This is a genomic window from Nonomuraea sp. CA-141351 (assembly GCF_050944675.1).
In the GTDB taxonomy this organism is placed as follows: domain Bacteria; phylum Actinomycetota; class Actinomycetes; order Streptosporangiales; family Streptosporangiaceae; genus Nonomuraea.
In genome coordinates, this window is the sequence record NZ_CP191982.1 from 4,367,798 (window position 1) to 4,386,379 (window position 18,582).

Sequence of the window (18,582 nt, forward strand, 5' to 3'; positions counted from 1 at the left end):
TGTTCGCCAGTGACAGAAGCGGGGGCAGGGGAGGACATGGATAGGGTGGACACGTCCTCTCAGACGTCCCTCTTCGCGTCGGACAATCCTGAGCCATTGTGGGTCCAGGCGGCTGAGCTGATCGAGCGCCGGGTGCGGGAGGGCGTCCTGCCCGCCGGCCGGCGGCTGCCCGCCGAGCGGGAGCTCTGCGCCCAGCTCGGCATCAGCAGGGTGACGCTCCGGCGTGCCCTCCAGCACCTGGTCGAGCGCGGCGTCATGCGCTCCTCGCACGGCCGCGGATGGTACGTCGCGGCCCGCTCCGACCGCGAGTGGCCCAACTCCCTGGAATCCTTCACCGAGACGGCCCGCCGCAAGGGCCTGGAACCCACCTCCCGAGTGCTGCACGCCAAGATCGAGCAGGCGTCCCTGGACGAGGCGGACGAGTTCGGCGTGGCGGCCGGCACCGAGCTCTTCGTCCTCAAACGGGTGCGCATGCTGGACGGCGTGCCGATAGCAGTGGACTCCTCCCGGGTGGTGGCCGGCCTGGTCCCCGGGGTCACCTCCGTCGACTTCACCCGCGCGTCGCTGGTGGAGGAGCTGGCCGCGGCGGGCGCCGAGCCGGTCGTGGCCGAGTCCACCATCGAGGCCAGGGGCTGCGACGAGGAGTTCGCCGAGCCGCTGGAGCTCAAGACCGGCGATCCCGTCCTGATCATGAACCAGTCCATGACGGACGCCCTGGGCCGGGTCGTGCTGGTCTCGACCATCACGTACCGGGGCGACCGCTACCGGCTGCGCACCTCGTTCATGCGAGGTGGCACCGGGGGCACCTCCTGACGGATCGATAGGTCTCGCGCTGTTCGCCGGTTGATCCACGCCCCCCACGTGGCAGCAGTCGAGGACCTCACGTCGATGCGGTAAGGACACCGCGCCAGACCAACCGCAGCCATGCCTCCTCACGGTATGTTGTGGTATCTGGTGGTATTGAAGTGGCTTTTGTGATTACCGCTGGACACATGGCAGCGGTGTGATCCTTGAGAGGAAGACATGACCGGGGCGAGAATCCCCTACCTGGAAGGACGAGCGGGCCAACCGGCCGCGCTGGAGCGGGTCGCGGCCAGAGTCGCGGCCCAGCTCGGCGAGGAAGGCGGTGTGCTCGCCTCCGCGTCACGCCCCGTCTTCGTCGGCATCGGAGCCAGCTACGCGGCGCTCGCCCTGCCGGTCGCGCTGCTCGCCGAGGGCGGGATCCTCGCCCGGCGGGAGCTGGCCGGCGAGACCGGTTCCGGCCTCGCGTTCACCGGGGCGGACCTGGTGCTCGGCGTCTCGCAATCGGGACGCAGCGCGGAGACCGTCGAAGCGCTGGACCTGCTGCCCGCCGGTCGCCGGGCAGCGGTGGTGAACGTCGTGCCCTCACGCCTCAGCGAGGCTGTGGAACACTGCGTCGACCTGGGCAACGAGCCCGACAGCTACGCCTCCACCATCGGCTATACCGGCACCCTGGTCGCGCTCACCATGATCGCGCGGACGCTGCTCGGGGTGCCGGCGGACGAGGCCGAGGGGGAGTGGACCGGGATCGGGGCCGAGCTGGAGCGGCACGAGGCCGCGCTGGCTCCGGTGGTGGACGAGGTGGCCCGCCAGGCCGCCGGCGTGGTGGCCGCCGACGTCGTCTCCTCCGGGGCGTTCCGCGCCGTCTCCGAGTCCGGCGCCCTGCTGCTGCGCGAGGTGTGCCGGGTGCCCGCCTCCGCCCTGGTCACCCGTAACTACCTGCACGGCGAGATGGAGTCGGCGGGCGAGACCCTGCACGTGATCATCGGCGACGGCCGGGAGCTGGAACTGGCCAGAAGCCTGGCCGCGGCCGATCACCACACGCTCTGCGTCACCTCGGCCGGCCTCGCCTCCTCTGCTCACCTGCACGTAGTGCCGATCCCGCCCGCGGCCTCGCTCCCGGTGCGCGTCCTCCTCGCCGAGGCCGTGCTGCAGCGCCTGGCGGGCTCCCTGGCCCAGGCGCGTGGGGTCGAGATCGAGGACTTCGTCTTCCACAACAGCGACACCAAGATCGAGGAACCCGTCGGATGAGCCGGGTCGTGATCGGCGTCGACGTCGGCGGCACGAAGACGCGGATGCGGCTCCTGGACCTGGCCGCCGGCGAGGTCGCCGGAGACCGTACGGTGCCGAGCACCGGCTGGCAGACCCGATCGCTGTCCGGCGCCGCGACCTGGCTGGCGCAGCGGGTCGCCGCCGTGCCGAGACCCGGCGACGAAGTGGTGCGGATCGTGGCCGGAGCGCACGGCTGCGAGACCCCCGAGCAGTGTGACCTGCTGGGACGCGAGCTGGAGGCGGCCCTCGGCATGCCGGTCACCGTGGTCAACGACGCCGAGCTCCTTGTCCCGGCGGCCGGGCTGACCGCGGGAATCGGCCTGATCGCGGGTACCGGCTCGGTGGCTGTCGGCAGGCATCGCGAGACCGCCGCCCGCCTGTCGGCCGGCGGGTGGGGCTGGGTGCTCGGCGACGACGGCTCCGGCTCCGCGCTGGTCCGCGATGCGGCCCGCGCGGTACTCGCAGGAGCCGACGGCGGTGCCCCGCTCGAACCGCTCGGCCGGGCCCTGCTGCGCTCTTACGGCGTGCCCGGCCTGCCCGAACTGGCCGCCGCGATGAGCTGGGACGGCGGCGTGGAGACGTGGGCCGGCCACGCGCCCGCCGTCTTCGCCGCCGCAGCCGAAGGCTCCGTTCTGGCGCAGGAGGTGATCCGCCGGGGTGGCGCGGGGCTGGCCCACCTGGTGCAGTGCCTGGCCCGCCGGGGCGCCGACACCGGTGCCGTGGTGGCGGCGGGCGGGGTGATCGTCGCCCAGCCGACGCTCTTCGCGGCATTCGAGAAGGAGCTGGCGGTCCGGCTCCCTGGGGTGGCCACGACGTTGCTGCGCACCCCACCGGTCGCCGGGGCAGTCGAGCTGGCCCGCCGTAGGACTTGAGGAGGACATGTGCGATACGCGCAGGTGGTCTCAGCCGGCCACTCGGAGATCGTCGAGGCCGCCGACCTGCCGCCCGGCGGCGGCGAGGTGCGGGTACGGACCCTGGCGTCCGGAGTCTGCGCCTCGGAAGGGCCCGCCTGGGCACGCCACGACGGGGCACGGCCGCTGCGGCTGGGACACGAGCTGGTCGGTGAGGTCGTGGCGCTCGGGCCCGGGGTGCACGGCTGGTCGGTGGGCGACCGGGTCACCGGCTTCGCCTCCCCGGCCTTCGCCGACATGGTGAACACCCCCGCCGCGGCGCTGCTTCCCGTGCCGGCCAACGTACCGAGCCTGGCGGCCCTCGGCGAGCCGCTGGCCTGCGTCGTCGAAGCGCTTTCGCGATGCGCGCTCACCCCCGGGCAGCGGGTCGCCGTCGTCGGGCTCGGCTTCATGGGGCTCATCGCGGTGCAGGTGGCGGCCGGCCACGCACCTGCCCGGCTGGTCGGCGTCGATCCGCTGCCGCACGCGCGGGACCTGGCGCTGGCTCTGGGCGCCGACGAGGTCCGCGCACCAGAGGAGGCGGCCGACTTCGCCGCGGGTTTCGACGTGGTCATTGAGTTCTCCGGCAAGGCCCCCGGCCTGAAACTGGCGGGCGACCTGGTCACCCGGCACGGCACGCTGTGCGTGGCCGGCTACCACCAGGACGGCCCGCGGGAGCTGGACATCGAGCTCTGGTATCGCAGTGTGACCATCGTCAACGGCTTCAGCGGCGACCGCCGGCGGGTCATGGCGGCGCTGAACGAAGGCCTGCGGCTAATGGCGGACCGGCGGCTCACCCTCGAGCCCCTGGTCACCCACACCGTCTCCCTTGACGACGTCGACCGGGGCTTCGGCTATCTCACCGAACGTCCCGCGGGCTTCGTCAAATGCGTCGTCACGCCCTGACGGCCACGCCGGCGGGGACGCGCGTCTGCAGCACCTCGAACCAGACCGTCGTCGTGCCGGCCTCGCGGGTGAAGCCCCAGCGGTGGCTGAGCGCCTCGATCAGCGGCAGGCCGCGCCCGCTGGTCGACTGCGCGCTCGTACGGCACACGCACGGCGGCCCGTCCGACCCGGCGTCCGACACGAGCACCCGCACCGCCGTCTCGGAGCTGTTCACGGTCACCGTGAACGAGCCGCCCGCCCCGGACCTGGTGTGCAGGATCGCGTTCGTGGCCAGCTCGCTGGTGAGCAGCGCCACGTCGTCGTAGAGGGGATGGTCGCGGCCGAGCGCGGCCGTCACGAGCCCCCTGGCCGTGGACACCTGCGACGGAACACCCGGCAGGCTGATCACCAGGTCCCTGGAGCCGTTTCCGTCGAGGCGATGAAAGTCCGGCGGTGCCACGGCGACCTCCCCCAAATCGGCGACGTTATGAGACGCGCCGACAGGGCACCGGAGATTATCGCGAAAAGGTAGGAAAGGCCTTGCCCATGGTCGCCTGCGCGACAGGGGACGCCGACCGAGTACGCTGCGATCGACGAGTCGTCTAGACCCGTGGGGGAAAGCGTGGGAGGTCGCGTGAGCAGCCTCGAGGCCGTCTGGGTGCAACCGTACGACCGGCCGGGGGCCGCGGTCGTGACCGGCGTCTTCGACATCCTGCACGTGGGCCACGTGCGCTACCTGCGGTCGGTGGCCGAACGAGGGCTGCCGCTCGTGGTCGGCGTCGAGGACGATCCGCGGGTGCGGGCGTGGAAGGGGCCGAGCCGTCCGCTCAACCCCGCGGAGGAGCGGGCCGAGGTGCTGGCCGCGCTCCGCTTCGTGACGGGCGTGTTCATCGTCACAGGGCCGCACGAGGCACACGGGCCCGAGGACTACATCGACCTGCTGGCTCCCATGCGTCCGGGGGCGCTCGCGCACACGGCGGGCGACCCGCACGCGGGCGCCCGCGCCGCCGCGGCCGCCATCCTGGGGGCCGAGTGCTGGGAGATGGCCTCCATCCCCGGCCGGTCCACGACCCGGATCGTGAACGCCGTGAGCAAGGGTTAGAAGCCGGACCCGCCCCACACGGCGGCAACGTGCGCCGGAGTCGATGAGCGAGCGGAAGGCCATGATCGCGTACTCTCTCGTGACATGACGGCCGATCTGGTGGCGAAGCGCGTGACGAACCTGCTGGCACCGCAGGTTCTGGTGATCGTCATGCCGCCGGCAGTCGGCCTCATCGCCCAGGGGTGGGGCGGGGCGGCGTGGGGGCTGGTGGCCTCGGCGTTCTGCGGCGGCGTGCCGGCGGCTGTGATCGCGCTGGGCGTGCGTTCGGGCCGCCTCGACTCGCACCACATCGTGGACCGCGCCCGCCGCACCGGACCACTGCTCGCCGCGGTGGCGGCCGTGCTGGTGGCGCTGGGGCTGCTGGTCGTGATGGGCGCGCCGACGCTGCTCGTCGCCACCGTGACCGCGATGTTGATCGCGCTGGCGGTGACCGTCCCGGTCACGCTGCGCTGGAAGATCTCCTTCCACGCCGCCGTCTCCGCGGGCACGGTCGTGGTGCTCGCCCACGTGCTGCCCGCCTGGCCGACCGCGCTCGCCGGGGCCGCCGTCGTGGCGCTGGTGTGCTGGGCGAGGGTACGCCTCACGCACCACACCTGGCCTCAGGTGGCCGCTGGGGCGGTGGTCGGGACGCTGGCGACCTGGGGGACGCTGGCCGCGTTCGGAGTGGGCTGACCGGAATAGTGGCGCTGCTCCCGGGGTTGCCGCGAACATGGATGTCACGAACCGCGGCCGGGTGCGCGTAGAGCGCACGGCCAAGCGTGTGAGGACCTATCTCGGCGGCCGGGTGGTGGCCGACACCACCTCCGCTCTCCTGGTGTGGGAGGTCCCGTACTACCCCACCTACTACTTCCCGCTGGCAGACGTGGACGAGTCCGCGCTCAAGGCCACCGGCGCCGGCCAGCACTCCCCGAGCAGGGGTGACGGCCTCGTCCACACCGTCACCTCGGGCACGGCGGAGGCGGCCGACGCGGCGCTGGTCTACCGCGACTCGCCGCTGGAGGCGATCCGCGGCCACGTCCGCTTCGAGTGGGACGCCATGGACGCCTGGTTCGAGGAGGACGAGGAGGTCTACGTCCACCCGCGCGATCCGTACACCAGGGTCGACATCCTGGCGAGCTCGCGGCACGTGCGGGTGGAGGTGGACGGCGTGACCGTGGCCGACTCCCGCAGCCCGCGCATCCTCTTCGAGACGGGCCTGCCCGCCCGCTACTACCTGCCGAAGACGGACGTACGGCTCGACCTGCTGGAGCACACCGACACGGCCACCCACTGCCCCTACAAGGGCACGGCGGAATACTGGACCGTCAACGGCAAGAAGGACCTGGCCTGGTCGTACCGGACGCCGCTGCCGGAGAGCGAGAAGATCGCCGGGCTGATCGCGTTCTACAACGAGAAGCTCGAGATCTACGTGGACGGCGAGCTCGAGGAGCGTCCGAAGACCAAGTTCTCCTGAGCCCGCCCCCTCACGAGGAGGGGGTCCAGCCGGGGTCGCGGCCGAGGTAGCGCAGGAGCGCCGCCACGTCGTCGTCTCCCGGCTCGGGCTCCAGCACGGCGGCGTACGCGCCCCAGGCGCGAAGCGGCTCGACGATCTCCTGGGCCACCTTCAGCAGGGGCCGGGCCAGGTCCGGCGTCAGCGGCGAGGCCTGGCCCGTGGCGACCGCGATGTCCCAGGCGTGCACGGCGGCGTCGAGCGCGCACGCCGTCGAGCCCGACCACGGGGACATCTTGTGCGGCGGCACCGGCGTCGGCACCTGCGCGGCGTCCCGGTCGACGCCGGCCCACGCCCTGGCCGAGCGGGCCAGCGCGTCCTCCGTGAACGCCGCCGGGTCCCCCTCCAGCTCGCCCGACGGGTCGAACGGGTTGAAGGCGGGGCCGGGCTCACCGGTGAGCGCGGCGGCGAAGCCGATCTGGTCGCCTGCCGCGTGCTGGAGCACCTGCGTGACGTCCCAGGCCGAGCAGGGCGTCGGGAGGTGCCAGGCGGCGGCGGGAACGGCGCCGGCCACCCGGCGCAGCGCCTCGTGTGCGGAGTCCAGTACGTCCCAGCCGCTGGTGATGTCGCTCATCGGTGAGCCCCTTTCGTTGTGCCCTCAGTATAGCAGAACGGAATGCTTTGTTCCACTAGTTGGGGCGGGCGCCGAAGAGCTCCGCCTCGGCCGCGAGGCCGTTGATCAGCATGTCCAGGGCCTGTGCGAAGTCCGCCTCCAGGTCCACGCCCTGCCGCGTGCGCGCTGCTCGTGCGGCCCGACGGCTACGTCGCCTGGGCGGGTGAGCGCGACGGCATCGGCGACGCGCTCACCACGTGGTTCGGCCCGCCGAAATGAGGCGGTGGGCGGTCAGGCGAGAAGGCGGGTGAGGACGCGGGTGCCGAACTCCAGGCCCTCCACCGGCACCCGCTCGTCCTTGCCGTGGAACATCCCGAAGTAGTCCAGATCCGGCCGCAGCATCAGGGGCGCGAAGCCGTACCCCTTGATGCCGATCCTGGCGAAGGACTTCGCGTCCGTGCCGCCGGCCATCACGTACGGCACCGGCCGGGCGAGCGGGTCCTCGGCCACGAGCGCGCCTGCCAGCGTGTCGAAGAACGCCGAGGGGTACGGCGCGTCGGGCGCGTCCTCCAGGTTGACGAACTCGCGGGTGATCTTCGGCCCGAGCAGCGCGTCGATCGTCTCCAGGAACTCCGCCTGCATCCCCGGCATGTAGCGCCCGTCCACGTGCGCCTGCGCCGTCGAGGGGACGACGTTCACCTTGTATCCCGCGTCCAGCATCGTCGGGTTCGCCGAGTTGCGGATCTGGCTCTTGAACAGGCTGCCCAGCGGGCCGAGCCGGGCGGCCTCCTCGTCGAGGCGGTCGAGGTCGATCGGCCGGCCGATGATCTCGGACAGGCTCTGGACGAGCGCCGCGACCGACGGCGTCAGGCGTACCGGCCACTGGTGGGAGGCCACCCGCGACAGCGCGTGCACCAGCGTGGCGACCGGGTTGTCCACGGGAGGCCGCGAGCCGTGGCCGGCCACGCCGTGCGCGGTGAGCTTCATCCAGGCGGTGCCGCGCTCGCCGACCGCGATCGGATAGACCCGGTGCTCGCCGGAGGCCACGCTGAAGCCACCCGACTCGCTGATCGCCTCCGTGACGCCGTCGAACAGCTCCCGGTGCTCGGTCACCGCGTGCCGTGAGCCGTAGTCGCCCGTCGCCTCCTCGTCCGCCAGGAACGCCACCACCAGGTCGCGCTTCGGGCGTACGCCGCGGGCGGCCAGGCCGAGCACGGTCGCGAGCGTCATCGCGCACGAGCCCTTCATGTCGACCGCGCCCCGCCCGTACACGCAGCCGTCCGTGATCTCGCCCGAGAACGGGTGCATCCGCCACTCGGCCGGGTCGGCGGGCACCACGTCCAGATGGCCGTGCACCAGCAGCGCGTCGGGGGAGTCGCCGTCGATCCTGGCCACGACGGTGGTCCGCCGCGGCGCCGACTCGAACACCACCGGTTCGATGCCCGCGTCCGCCAGCAGCGTGGCCACGTACTCGGCGGCCGGGCGCTCGCCCGAGCCCGGATTGGTGGTGTCGAACCTGATGAGATCCGAGCAGATCTCGGCAACGCTCTTCACGCTCTTCCCTTCAGTGTCAGAGGCGGCACCTCGGGCGTCTCCATGTCGAAGATCAGCCCGTAGAAGGCCAGCTCGGCCTCCAGCACCGCGACGATAGTCTCCTCCCTGCGCCAGCCGTGCTGCTCGCCGGGGTAGGTGAGCAAGGCCCACTCTTTGCCGTGTTTGTCCAGCTCGGCGGTGAACCGCTCGGCCTGGCCCACGTCCACGATCGCGTCCTCCAAGCCGTGCAGCATGAGGCACGGGCCTGAGGCGCGGTAGGCGTTCAGGAGCGGCGAGCGCTCGGTGTAGCGGTCCCGCGTCTCGGGCAGCGGGCCCACCAGCCCGTCCAGGTACCGGGACTCGAAGTCGTGCGTCTCGGCCGCCCAGCTCTCCGGGTCGGTGATGGCGTAGTGCGCGACCCCGCCCGCGAACACGTCACTGTGCACGAGCGCCGCCACCGTGGTCCAGCCGCCGGCGCTGCCGCCGCGGATCGCGATCTTCGCGGCGTCGGCCCGGCCCAGCTCGACCAGGCCCCGGGCCACCCTGGCGCAGTCCTGTACGTCCACCACGCCCCACTGGTGGCGCAGCCGCTCACGGTAGGCCCGGCCGTACCCCGTCGACCCGCCGTAGTTGACCACGGCCACGCCGATGCCCCTGCTGGTGAAGTACGCGATCTCCAGGTCGAGCACGATCGGGAGGTTGCCGGTCGGGCCGCCGTGCACGAAGATCACGTACGGGCCGGGGCCCTCGGCGCCGGCCGGAGGGTAGAGGTGCGCGTGCACGCCCTCGATCGTCACGGCCTCCGGGGTGGGGAGCAGGTCGCGGTCCGGGAGCGGCTTGGGGGGCGACACGATCTCGCGCGCGCCGCCGGCCTCGAGGTCGATGAGGGTCACTTCCAGCGGCGTGTACGGGGTCGCCCCCACGGCCGCCACCTTGCCGCCCGCGACCGACACGGTGGACGACCAGTAGGTGGCCGGGCCGCCGATCTCCCGCAGCCCGCCGGTCTCCGGGTCCAGCACGCCCAGGCGGCGGTGGTCGGGGGTGCCGTACACGACGGCCAGCTCGCCCGTGTCCGCGATGGCCAGGTACGTCATGCCGGGCTTCCACGCCGCCGAGCCGAACTCCTGCTCGATCGGCGTGAGGTTCCGGGAGGGGGAGCCGTCGAGGTGGACGAGGTGGACGTTCCACCAGCCGGTGGGGTCGGTCACCGCGTACAGGCTCGTGCCGTCGCGCCACTCGGCCTGCGCGACCGACTCCTCGGGGCCTCCGGCGACCACCCGGTACGCGCCCGCCGTGCCGTCCTCCCTAAGGGGGGCCACGCAGAGCTCGGTGCCGTCCCACGGCATGTTCGGGTGGTCCCAGCCGATCCAGGCGACATGGCGGCCGTCGGGGGAGATACGGGGATTCATGAGAAAGTGCTGGGCTTTGACGATCACCCTGGCGGGGCCGCCGTCGAGGGGCACCGCCACCAGGTCGCGCACGTCGTCGGTCTCGCGCACGGCCCACACCTCGTTCCGGCCGGGTGGGAGGTAGAGGTCCGCGTAGCGTGCCGGGCCCTCCGGGGTGAGCGGCACCGGCACGCCGGCCCGAGCATCGCCCGCCGCCCCGGCTCCCGGCGCCGCGCTCTCCGACGGCTCGGCCACGTCCGCCGGTGTGGCGCCCTCTGTCCCATGGGCGGGGCTGGGCGCCTGCGCTGTGCCACTCGTCTCCGAGAGGACATCAGCCCGCGCGGCCGGAGCGGGTGTGCCGGGACCAGCCGGGTGTGCGGCCGGGGTGGGGCCGTCGAGGCGGTAGAGGCGCTGGTCCGCCCAGTTGGTGAAGACCAGGCCGCCGCCCGGCAGCGGGCGCCATGAGCGGCCGCCGTACTCGATCACCCGGTTGCGCGCGTTCCAGCCCGGTGGCAACGCGTCCATGCGGGAGCCGTCCGGGAGGCGCCGCACCACGCAGCGCCGCCCGCCCTCGTGCGGGCGCGGCTCGTCCCACCAGACCTCCACACCGGAGGGCGTGGCCACGGCCTCCACCCACTGCGGGCCGCCGTCGGTACGGGCCACATCGATCGGTCGAATGCTCATCAACTCACCAATTGCCGTTGGTACATGGAGGAAGGGGATGCTCGGGCGGGTGGAGGATGTACGCGATGCCCCCGCTGCCCGAGCTCCTCAACCACACGTTCTCGAACGCTGCCCGCGGATAGACCCTTCGAACCGAGGTGTCGTCCGGCGCGGCCGGGTCGTTCACGATGACGTCGCCCCCGGCCGTGAAGCCGGTCACGACCAGGATGTGGCCGTTGGTGGAGTAGCAGGAGCCGGGCAGTTCGTGTGCTTTGAACGACTGTGAGGTGATCACCGGGATCCCGGAACGTACGAACGCCTCCAGCTCCGCCGCCGACCGCAGCCGCGTCACGAACCCGGCCAGCCCGTACCGCCCCGCGTACGCCACGTTGAACGGCCAGTTGCCGGTGCCCTGGTAGCTCTCGTCGTACGTGCCCATGGCCGCGTGGTCCACCACAGGCGCCGGGTCGCCGTCCCCTACCCAGGCCAGCTCGGCGGGGCCGGGGCCGCGGCCCCAGAAACCGAGCACCATGGCCATCGAGGTCGGGCTGCACCAGTTGGCGCCGCCACCGTCCCACCGCGGGTGGTGCCCGGCGTGCGCGTACTGCGAGTGCCGGGGCACCGCCAGCTCCACCGGAACCGCCGCGCCGGGGGCGCTGGGCACGACCGGCCGCTGCGGCACGGCCGAGGCCATCACTCCCAGTCCCGTCACGCGGGCGCCCGTGCCGTGAAAGGCCACCCGCGCCTGGTACGACACCACCGGCCGCCGGGCCACGAACGTGTCCACCGCCACGTCCCCGTCCTCGTCGCCCTGGCCGGGGACGGACGTGCGCGGATCGCCGTGCTCCGACCAGCGGCCCATGACGTACCACTTGGTGAGATCGCCCCGCGCGGTCCTGGCCCGCAGCGCCACCTCGATCCAGGAGCCCGGTGGGGTGCGCGCGGTCCACGAGGCCACGAGCTGCGTGGCGGGGAACCCGATCTGACGCTCCTCGCCGGTCCACGAATCGCCGGCGGGTACGGCGAAGCGGGCGAAGGCGACGTGGGTCAGATCGACGGTGAGCACCAGCCATATTGTGGTTTCGCACTCCGTGTCGCACATCGGATGGTTTACGTACCGGCCCGATTGCGTCGGTGCTGAGCTGGGGCTGCTCGCCGACCGCTCGGGCCTCTCCACCGGACGCGCTCACGCAGCTCGGCACGGCCGGCCGGGTCGGCTACGACCCGCACGAGGAGGCGCACTTCCACCGGGAGCCGCCCTACGACAGGGAGCAGGTGGCCCAGCTGAACCCCTGCCTGACCGCCGCTCGCGCGCCGGCGGACTCGGGGGCCGTGCGGCTGCTCGGCGAGACGGCCGGGGTGACCACGGACGGCGGGGTGCGGCGGGTGCGGATCGCCGAGGGGGAGTGCGCGAGCCCCAGTGGTACGACCACCGGGGGGCGCGCGGGCCGCGCAAGCACGTGCCGGCGGCCAGGATCGCCGCCGGCGTGACCACGCTGCCCCCGTGACCGCATGAGAGGGCGGCCGCCCGGTGATGTAGCGGGCGGCCGCCGACGGGTCACAAGTACAGGCCGGTGGAGTCGTCGCCCGGCTGGGAGGTGATCTCGCGGCCCGCGCGCAGGGCGTACAGCTGCGCCAGCGTCGCCCCCGACGGGCTCACCCCCTTCGGCGAGCCGAGCCACGCGACGGCCTCCTCCTTGGTCAGCGGCCCCACCTCCACCTGCGCCAGGCACCGTCCGGGGCGGACGACGGCGGGGTGGAGGCGGGCGAGGTCCTCGTTCGTGGTGATCGCCACCAGGACGTCGCGGCCCTGGCCGAGCAGGCCGTCGGTCAGGTTGAGCAGGCGCGACAGGCCCTGGCCCGCCTGGGCCTTGGCGCCCGAGCTGATCAGCTCGTCGCAGTCCTCCAGGACGAGCAGCCGCCAGCGCTGCGTGTCCTCGTCCGAGTCGTAGCCGACGGCCACCTCCATCAGGTAACCGGGCTCGTTGAACAGGCGCTCTGGGTCGAGCACGCAGTCCACCTGGCACCAGTCGTGCCACTGCTTGGCGAGCGTGCGCAGCAGCGTGGTCTTGCCGGTGCCCGGCTCGCCGTGCAGGAGGATGAGGCGGCCGTTCACGTCGGCAGGGGTGATCGACATGAGCCTGTCGAGGGCCGGGCGGACCTTCGCCGAGTAGTTCTTGTTGATCTCGTCCCAGGCCTGCGCCGTGATCGGCTTCTCCGAGCGGGTGCCGCCGTGCATGCCGCGCCACCAGAAGCCCATCTCGACGTGGTCGACCTCCGGCATGGCCTCTTCGGCGCCCTCGATGCTCTCCGCCAGCACGCTCTTGGCCAGATCCTCGTTCACCGCCGTCACGCTGACGGTGGCCGTGCGGTTGCGGTGGCGCACGACGCGCAGGGTCCAGCCGTCGCCGCAGATGAGCCGCGACTCCGACCCGTCCTCGACCCGCGCGGTACGCAGGACGCGCCCGCCGGCGGGGCTGAGCGGGGCGTCGGGGCGTACGCGCTCCAGGTTGGCCAGGCGGGACCATGGCTGCGCGCCCGTCGCGAACGGTGACAGCGCCAGGGCGTCGATGACGTCGATGGCTGAGTCGGCGTCGTCGATCCAGATGTTCATGGGGAGTTCAGAAGACTCCGGGCTGGGGAACGGCACCTCCCTAATCACGGACATAACGGTAATGATCCAATCTTTAGCCGTCACATGTCGAAGGGTTTTAGTCGAAAAATCAGCTTAAGGCTGGCTCTTTTGGAGCGTGCCGGTTTGGGTGACGACGTTGAGGCCCGGGTCGTCCCGCCACGTATAAGTCAGTGTGTCGCCCTTCTTGGCGAGCCAGATGGTACCCGCGATGCAGCCGCCCTCGTTCGCCCCCAGCGAGAACGTCAGCTGCGCCTCCTCCACCTTGGTCAGCGTGATTGTCCCACGGCAGGTGTCGGGCGGGTTCTTCTCGCTCCACGACGCGGAGGACGCCCCGGGCTTCAGCGCCACGGTGTTGTCCGCGCCGTCGGCGTCCATGGGATTCGTGCTGGTGGTATGGCCCGTCCACGTCCCCGCGAATGACGCGGGGATCTTGAGATCCGCCTTGACGGCCGGGGTGCCGGTGGCCGGCGAGGAGGACACGGTGGCCGAGGCCGAGTGGTCGTCCTCCTGCGAGGGCGGGGTCGGGGTGCGGTTGAGGTGCAGGGTCGTGGCGACGGCCGCCGCGGCCAGGGCCGTCACCGCCGCCAAGGCACCGATGAGCAGGCCTCGCGACCGGGCGCGCCGAGGCTCCCGTGTGTCCATCTCCTGGTGACGCCGCCCCGGCTGGTCGTGACGTGGCGCCGCCGGAGGGCGGCCGCCCCGAGCCCAGGCGGCCTGTGGAGTGTCGCCGTGCCGGGCTCCTGGGGCCTGTGGGGTGGTGCCGCCCTGGATCCCGGGAGTGTGGGGGTTGACCAGGGACACCATGAGCTGCTGGGCCGTGGGGCGGCGGGAGGGGTCCTTGGCCAGGCAGGAGGCGATCAGCCCGCGCAGGCGTGGCGGCAGCGGCGACAGGTCCGGCTCCGCGTGCAGCACCCGGTGCAGCACGGCGGGCACGGTGTCCGCCCCGAACGGGCTCGTGCCCGTGGCCGCGTACAGCATCGACGCGGCCCAGGCGAACACGTCGGAGGCGGGCGCGGCCGGTGACCCGCTGATCTGCTCGGGCGCCAGGTAGGCGGGGGTGCCGATCAGGCCGGACGTCAGCGTGGCCGCCCCCTCCGCCCGGGCGATCCCGAAGTCCACCACCCTGGGCCCGTCGGGGCCGAGCAGCACGTTGGCCGGCTTGAAGTCCCGGTGCACGATCCCGGCCGCGTGGATGGCGGCCAGCGCCGTGGCCGTGCCGACCGCCAGCCGCTCGAGGTCGCCTCCGTGCAGAGGGCCGCGTTCGCGCACCCGCTCGGCCAGTGAGGGGCCGTCCACGTACTCGCTCACCACGAACGGCCGCGGCCCGCCGGTCGAGACGTCGAGCACCCGCGCCGTGCAGAAGGAGGCGATGCCCTCCAGCGCCTCCAGCTCGCGGGCCAGCCTGGCCCGCGTCTCCTTGTCACCCGCGCTCAGCAGCTTGATCGCGACCGGTTCGCCATGCGAGGAGTGGGCGAGGTAGACCACGCCCTGCCCGCCCTCCCCGAGCCGGCCGGAGAGACGGTAGCCGCCCAGGGACGCCGGATCGTCAGGTGCCAGGGGGCTCGCCATGGCCGATACGTTACCGGTCTCCATGCGCACACCAAGATCGACCGGTACCTTGGATCGCTGGGCTAAATCACTCCTTACGCGGAGGTATCGGGGAAAGTGTCGAAGGTTACGTTCCGTGAACGGGCGCGTTACTGGTTCGACAACACCATGTCCAAGGGAACCGCCTCGTTGATCGGCTGGCTGGCCGTGGTCTCGCTGGCGCTGATCGTGATCGTGGCGGGGCTCACGCTCTGGCTCGCGCCCGACGAGCCGGACGGCGTGAACGGCCCCGGGCACGTGCTCTGGATCGCGCTCATGCACGCGCTGACCCCGAGCAAGGTCGCCAGCGACAAGGGCTCGACCGCGTACATGGCCGTGATGTTCGCCGGCTCGCTCGGCGGCCTGTTCATCGTCAGCATGCTCGTGGGCCTGCTGTCGAACGGGCTCAAGCAGAAGGTGGACCGCCTGCGCAGGGGGCGCTCGCGCATCGTCGAGTCCGGCCACACGGTGGTGCTCGGCTGGTCGGACCAGGTGTTCACGATCGTGGCCGAGCTGGTCAAGGCGCACGCCAGCCAGAAGGGCTCGGTCATCGCCATCCTGGCGGAACGTGACAAACTCGCCATGGAGGAGGACATCCGCGAGGCCGTCGGCGACCTCGGCAGGACCCGCCTGGTCTGCCGCACGGGGCGGCCCACCGAGCCGCGTGACCTCGCGCTGATGAACCTGGCCACCGCCCGCTCCGTCGTCGTGCTCTCGCCCGAGGGCGAGGACCCGGACGCGCACGTCATCAAGATCCTGCTCGCCCTGGCCAAGCGCAGCGGCATGCACCCGCCGGTGGTCGCCGGCCTCACCTCCAGCCGCAACATCGCCGCCGCCCGCCTGGCCGGCGGCCCGGACGTGCACCTGGTCGACTCCGACGACACCGCCTCCAGGCTCATCGTGCAGTCCTCGCGGCAGTCCGGCATGTCCGTCGTCTGCATGGACCTGCTGAACTTCGACGGCGGCGAGATCTACCTGCGCACCCCCAAGAAGCTCGTCGGCATCACGTACGGCGAGGCGCTGCACGCGTACCAGACCGCCTCCGTCATCGGCCTGCGCCGGCCGGCCGGCGTCGTGCTGAACCCGCCCATGGACACCGTCGTCAACGCCGACGACCAGGTCATCGTCATCGCGCACGACGACTCCCACATCCGCCTGGCCGCCGGCAAGCCGTCCCTGGACGAGGCCGCTATCGTCGAGGCGGAGGCGTCGCCCACCGAACCCGAGCGCACGCTGCTGCTCAACTGGAACGGCCGGGCCGAGCAGATCGTCCGCTACCTCGACGGCTACGTCGCCCCCGGCTCCGTCCTGGAGATCGCCGCCGACCACCCCAAGGCGGGCACGGGTCTCGCCGGCCTGCGCAACCTCACCGTGAACGTCAAGGACTGCGACACCACCGACAGGTACGCCCTCGAGTCGCTCGGCGTCGGCCTCTTCCAGCACGTCATCGTGCTCTCCGACGACCGCTTCGACCCCCGCCACTCCGACACGCGCACGCTCATGACGCTGCTCCAGCTCCGCGACATGCAGAGCGCGCTCGGCGAGCACTACTCGATCGTCAGCGAGATGCACGACGAGAACAACCGCGCCCTGGCCGAGGTCACCGAGGCCGACGACATCGTGATCAGCGACACCGTCATCGGCCTGCTCCTCGCCCAGCTCGCCGAGAACCGGCACCTGGCCGACGTGTTCGGCTACCTGTTCGACTCGCGCGGCTCGGAGATCTACCCCCGTCCTGCCGGCTCATACGTGGAGACGGGGACGCGGGTGACGTTCTCCACGGTCGTCGAGTCCGCCAGGCGCAGGGGCGAGACCGCCATCGGCTACCGCAGCGCCCAGGCACGCAACAACCCCCCGCACTACGGCATCGTTCTCAACCCGGACAAGTCCGAGTCGATCGTGCTCCATGCGAGGGACTCGGTGATCGTCCTGGCGGAGCGCTGAGTCGTACATTTGCGGTGTGAGGACCATCGACTGGGTGGACGGCGCCATCGAGCTCGTCGACCAGACCCTGCTGCCGGACAAGTGCGTGATGCTGCGCATCCACACCGTGGACGATCTGGTGGACGCCATCCAGCGGCTGGCCGTGCGCGGCGCGCCCGCGCTCGGCGTGGCCGGGGCGCTCGGCGTCGTGCTGGCCGACGGCGACGCCGCGCAGATCGCCAGGCTGCGCGCCGCCAGGCCCACCGCCGTCAACCTCGCGTGGGGCGTCGGCCAGGCCGTCGCCCACCTGCACCAAGGCCGCGAGGCGGTGCTCGCGGCCGCGCTGCGCGTGCGCGACGACGACATCGCCGCCTGCGTGGCCATGGGGGAGCGCGGCGCCGACCTGCTCGAAGGCGACCGGCTGCGGATCATGACCGTGTGCAACTCCGGCGGGCTGGCCGCCGTCGAACGCGGCACCGCGCTCGGCGTCGTGCAGACGCTGCACGAGCGCGGGCGGCTGGCCGAGGTGCTCGCCCTGGAGACCCGGCCGCTGCTGCAGGGTGCCCGGCTCACCACCTGGGAGCTGGCCAGGATGGGCGCGCCGCACCGGCTCATTGCCGACTCCGCGGGGCCGTACCTGCTGGCCAGGGGCGACGTGGACGCGGTGCTCATCGGCGCCGACCGCATCGCCGCCAACGGCGACACCGCCAACAAGATCGGCTCGTACGCGCTCGCGCTCGGCGCGGAGCGGGCGGGGGTGCCGTTCGTGGTGGTCGCGCCCGAGTCCACGATCGACCAGAACACCCCCTCCGGCGAGCACATCGAGATCGAGGACAGGGGAGCGGACGAGGTCGTGGCCGTCAGAGGTGTACGCGTGGCGCCTGAGGGAACTCGGGCGTTGAACCCGGCCTTCGACGTGACACCGCACGATCTCATCACGGCGATCGTGACGGACAAGCGGGTGATCCGGCCTTAGGCCAAAATCCCCCATCTTCGGGACCGGTCCGCGTCCCCCGCGTTACGCTCGGTGGTCTCGACAGCGACCCTCGGAGCTCACCGTGGCCATCGACCTGGTGTTACGGCGCGACTGGAACGCTCGCGCGCCGCGTGGCGACTACACCCAGCTCGACTCCACCAACGGAGTGAAAGTCCACTACACGGGCGGCAGAGTCGATCCCGGCATCGTCTCCGACCACGCCGGGTGCGTCGCGCTCGTGCGCTCCATCCAGACGTTCCACATGGACGGCAACGGCTGGATCGATATCGGCTACTCGTTCGTGTCCTGTCCGCACAAGAAGGTGTTCGAGGGGCGCGGCCTGCATCACTTACCCGCCGCGAACGGCCCAGGTCTCAACACGGGCCACTACGCCGTGCTCGGGCTGGTGGGCAACTCGGGGCTCGTCCGCCCGCCCGACGGGGTGCTGCACGCGATCCTCGACGCCGTCCAGTACGTGCGCGACGAGGGCAACGCGGGCAAGGAGATCAAGGGGCACCGGGACGGATACTCGACCGACTGCCCAGGCGAGCCGCTCTACGAGTGGATCCGGCGGGGCGCGCCCCGTCCCGGGAGGACCACGCCGGCCGCGCCGCCGTTCCCCGGGCGGCTGCTGACGTACCCGCCGGTGACGCAGGGCGATGACGTGCGCACGTGGCAGGCGCGGATGAAGCGGCGCGGCTGGGCCCTGACCGTGGACGGGGCGTACGGCGCGGAGTCGCGCGATGTGTGCCGCAGGTTCCAGCGCCAGCAGGGCGTCGCGGACGACGGGATCGTGGGCCCGGAGACGTGGCGGCTGGCGTGGGAGGCCCCCGCCGCCTGAGGTGGACCCGGGGTTACCGTGTTCCCGGAGCTCCGCCTAGTATC

The 18,582-nt window shown here is 72.2% G+C and carries 19 protein-coding genes; 12 read left to right on the forward strand and 7 right to left on the reverse strand.

The annotated features are described in order from the left end of the window. The first annotated feature begins 36 nt into the window (after nt 1-36). From ACQPWU_RS20730 to ACQPWU_RS20745, 4 genes are all read left to right on the forward strand, one after another. Nucleotides 37-813: a GntR family transcriptional regulator gene (locus ACQPWU_RS20730; RefSeq protein WP_433442404.1), complete on the forward strand. Its 777-nt coding sequence runs from the start codon at nt 37-39 to the stop codon at nt 811-813. Nucleotides 814-1,023: 210 nt separating this feature from the next. Beyond that, a complete protein-coding gene (locus tag ACQPWU_RS20735) occupies nt 1,024-2,052 on the forward strand; it encodes an SIS domain-containing protein (RefSeq protein WP_433442406.1) in 1,029 nt (342 codons plus the stop codon). Further along, complete coding sequence (locus ACQPWU_RS20740; RefSeq protein ID WP_433442408.1) at nt 2,049-2,945, forward strand: N-acetylglucosamine kinase; 897 nt, start codon at nt 2,049-2,051, stop codon at nt 2,943-2,945. Before ACQPWU_RS20735 ends, ACQPWU_RS20740 begins: the two co-directional genes overlap by 4 nt. Before the next feature lie 9 nt (nt 2,946-2,954). Next, complete coding sequence (locus ACQPWU_RS20745) at nt 2,955-3,869, forward strand: alcohol dehydrogenase catalytic domain-containing protein (protein WP_433442410.1); 915 nt, start codon at nt 2,955-2,957, stop codon at nt 3,867-3,869. On the opposite strand, the gene ACQPWU_RS20750 is transcribed toward ACQPWU_RS20745, so the two are convergent. Continuing rightward, nucleotides 3,859-4,308: an ATP-binding protein gene (locus ACQPWU_RS20750; protein ID WP_433442412.1), complete on the reverse strand. Its 450-nt coding sequence runs from the start codon at nt 4,306-4,308 to the stop codon at nt 3,859-3,861. The two genes, ACQPWU_RS20745 and ACQPWU_RS20750, sit on opposite strands and share 11 nt — an antisense overlap. A gap of 174 nt (nt 4,309-4,482) precedes the next feature. Between ACQPWU_RS20750 and ACQPWU_RS20755 the strand changes: the two genes are divergently transcribed. The 3 genes from ACQPWU_RS20755 to ACQPWU_RS20765 all read left to right on the forward strand — a co-directional run bounded on the left by ACQPWU_RS20755 (nt 4,483) and on the right by ACQPWU_RS20765 (nt 6,403). Beyond that, on the forward strand, nt 4,483-4,950 hold the full coding sequence (locus ACQPWU_RS20755; protein ID WP_433442414.1) for an adenylyltransferase/cytidyltransferase family protein: 468 nt from the start codon (nt 4,483-4,485) through the stop codon (nt 4,948-4,950). A gap of 84 nt (nt 4,951-5,034) precedes the next feature. Continuing rightward, the gene (locus ACQPWU_RS20760; RefSeq protein WP_433442416.1) at nt 5,035-5,622 is read left to right on the forward strand and encodes a hypothetical protein; all 588 of its coding nucleotides are present in this window, start codon (nt 5,035-5,037) and stop codon (nt 5,620-5,622) included. Nucleotides 5,623-5,659: 37 nt separating this feature from the next. Then, nucleotides 5,660-6,403, forward strand: a complete 744-nt coding sequence (locus tag ACQPWU_RS20765; protein WP_433442418.1) for a DUF427 domain-containing protein — start codon at nt 5,660-5,662, stop codon at nt 6,401-6,403. A 10-nt stretch (nt 6,404-6,413) separates the two neighbouring features. Here the strand turns inward: ACQPWU_RS20765 and ACQPWU_RS20770 are convergent, their stop codons facing one another. Beyond that, the gene (locus ACQPWU_RS20770) at nt 6,414-7,013 is read right to left on the reverse strand and encodes a TIGR03086 family metal-binding protein (RefSeq protein ID WP_433442420.1); all 600 of its coding nucleotides are present in this window, start codon (nt 7,011-7,013) and stop codon (nt 6,414-6,416) included. Between the two features lie 171 nt (nt 7,014-7,184). On the opposite strand from ACQPWU_RS20770, the gene ACQPWU_RS20775 reads away from it, so the two are divergent. Then, on the forward strand, nt 7,185-7,271 hold the full coding sequence (locus ACQPWU_RS20775; RefSeq protein WP_433445257.1) for a hypothetical protein: 87 nt from the start codon (nt 7,185-7,187) through the stop codon (nt 7,269-7,271). Nucleotides 7,272-7,283: 12 nt separating this feature from the next. Here the strand turns inward: ACQPWU_RS20775 and ACQPWU_RS20780 are convergent, their stop codons facing one another. From ACQPWU_RS20780 to ACQPWU_RS20790, 3 genes are read right to left on the reverse strand one after another with little or no spacing between them, the layout of a single operon-like run. Continuing rightward, a complete protein-coding gene (locus ACQPWU_RS20780; RefSeq protein WP_433442422.1) occupies nt 7,284-8,546 on the reverse strand; it encodes a M20/M25/M40 family metallo-hydrolase in 1,263 nt (420 codons plus the stop codon). After that, nucleotides 8,543-10,597, reverse strand: a complete 2,055-nt coding sequence (locus tag ACQPWU_RS20785; protein ID WP_433442424.1) for a prolyl oligopeptidase family serine peptidase — start codon at nt 10,595-10,597, stop codon at nt 8,543-8,545. Before ACQPWU_RS20785 ends, ACQPWU_RS20780 begins: the two co-directional genes overlap by 4 nt. 4 nt (nt 10,598-10,601) lie before the next feature. After that, entirely contained in the window at nt 10,602-11,642 is a 1,041-nt protein-coding gene (locus ACQPWU_RS20790; RefSeq protein ID WP_433442426.1) for a C39 family peptidase, read from the reverse strand. Between the two features lie 68 nt (nt 11,643-11,710). Here ACQPWU_RS20790 and ACQPWU_RS20795 point away from each other — a divergent pair, with 68 nt between their 5' ends. Continuing rightward, complete coding sequence (locus ACQPWU_RS20795) at nt 11,711-12,067, forward strand: hypothetical protein (RefSeq protein ID WP_433442428.1); 357 nt, start codon at nt 11,711-11,713, stop codon at nt 12,065-12,067. 67 nt (nt 12,068-12,134) lie between these two features. On the opposite strand, the gene ACQPWU_RS20800 is transcribed toward ACQPWU_RS20795, so the two are convergent. Both ACQPWU_RS20800 and ACQPWU_RS20805 read right to left on the reverse strand, forming a co-directional pair. After that, nucleotides 12,135-13,244 (reverse strand): DUF5925 domain-containing protein, encoded by a 1,110-nt coding sequence (locus ACQPWU_RS20800; protein WP_433442430.1) that lies wholly within the window; start codon nt 13,242-13,244, stop codon nt 12,135-12,137. 60 nt (nt 13,245-13,304) lie between these two features. Then, entirely contained in the window at nt 13,305-14,780 is a 1,476-nt protein-coding gene (locus ACQPWU_RS20805; RefSeq protein WP_433442432.1) for a serine/threonine-protein kinase, read from the reverse strand. Nucleotides 14,781-14,876: 96 nt separating this feature from the next. Here ACQPWU_RS20805 and ACQPWU_RS20810 point away from each other — a divergent pair, with 96 nt between their 5' ends. The 3 genes from ACQPWU_RS20810 (at nt 14,877) to ACQPWU_RS20820 (ending at nt 18,538) form a co-directional block, all read left to right on the forward strand. Beyond that, entirely contained in the window at nt 14,877-16,742 is a 1,866-nt protein-coding gene (locus ACQPWU_RS20810; protein WP_433442434.1) for a CASTOR/POLLUX-related putative ion channel, read from the forward strand. Between the two features lie 16 nt (nt 16,743-16,758). Beyond that, on the forward strand, nt 16,759-17,697 hold the full coding sequence (gene mtnA, locus ACQPWU_RS20815) for an S-methyl-5-thioribose-1-phosphate isomerase (RefSeq protein WP_433442436.1): 939 nt from the start codon (nt 16,759-16,761) through the stop codon (nt 17,695-17,697). An 82-nt stretch (nt 17,698-17,779) separates the two neighbouring features. Next, nucleotides 17,780-18,538 (forward strand): peptidoglycan recognition protein family protein, encoded by a 759-nt coding sequence (locus tag ACQPWU_RS20820; protein ID WP_433442438.1) that lies wholly within the window; start codon nt 17,780-17,782, stop codon nt 18,536-18,538. Nucleotides 18,539-18,582 lie beyond the last annotated feature (44 nt).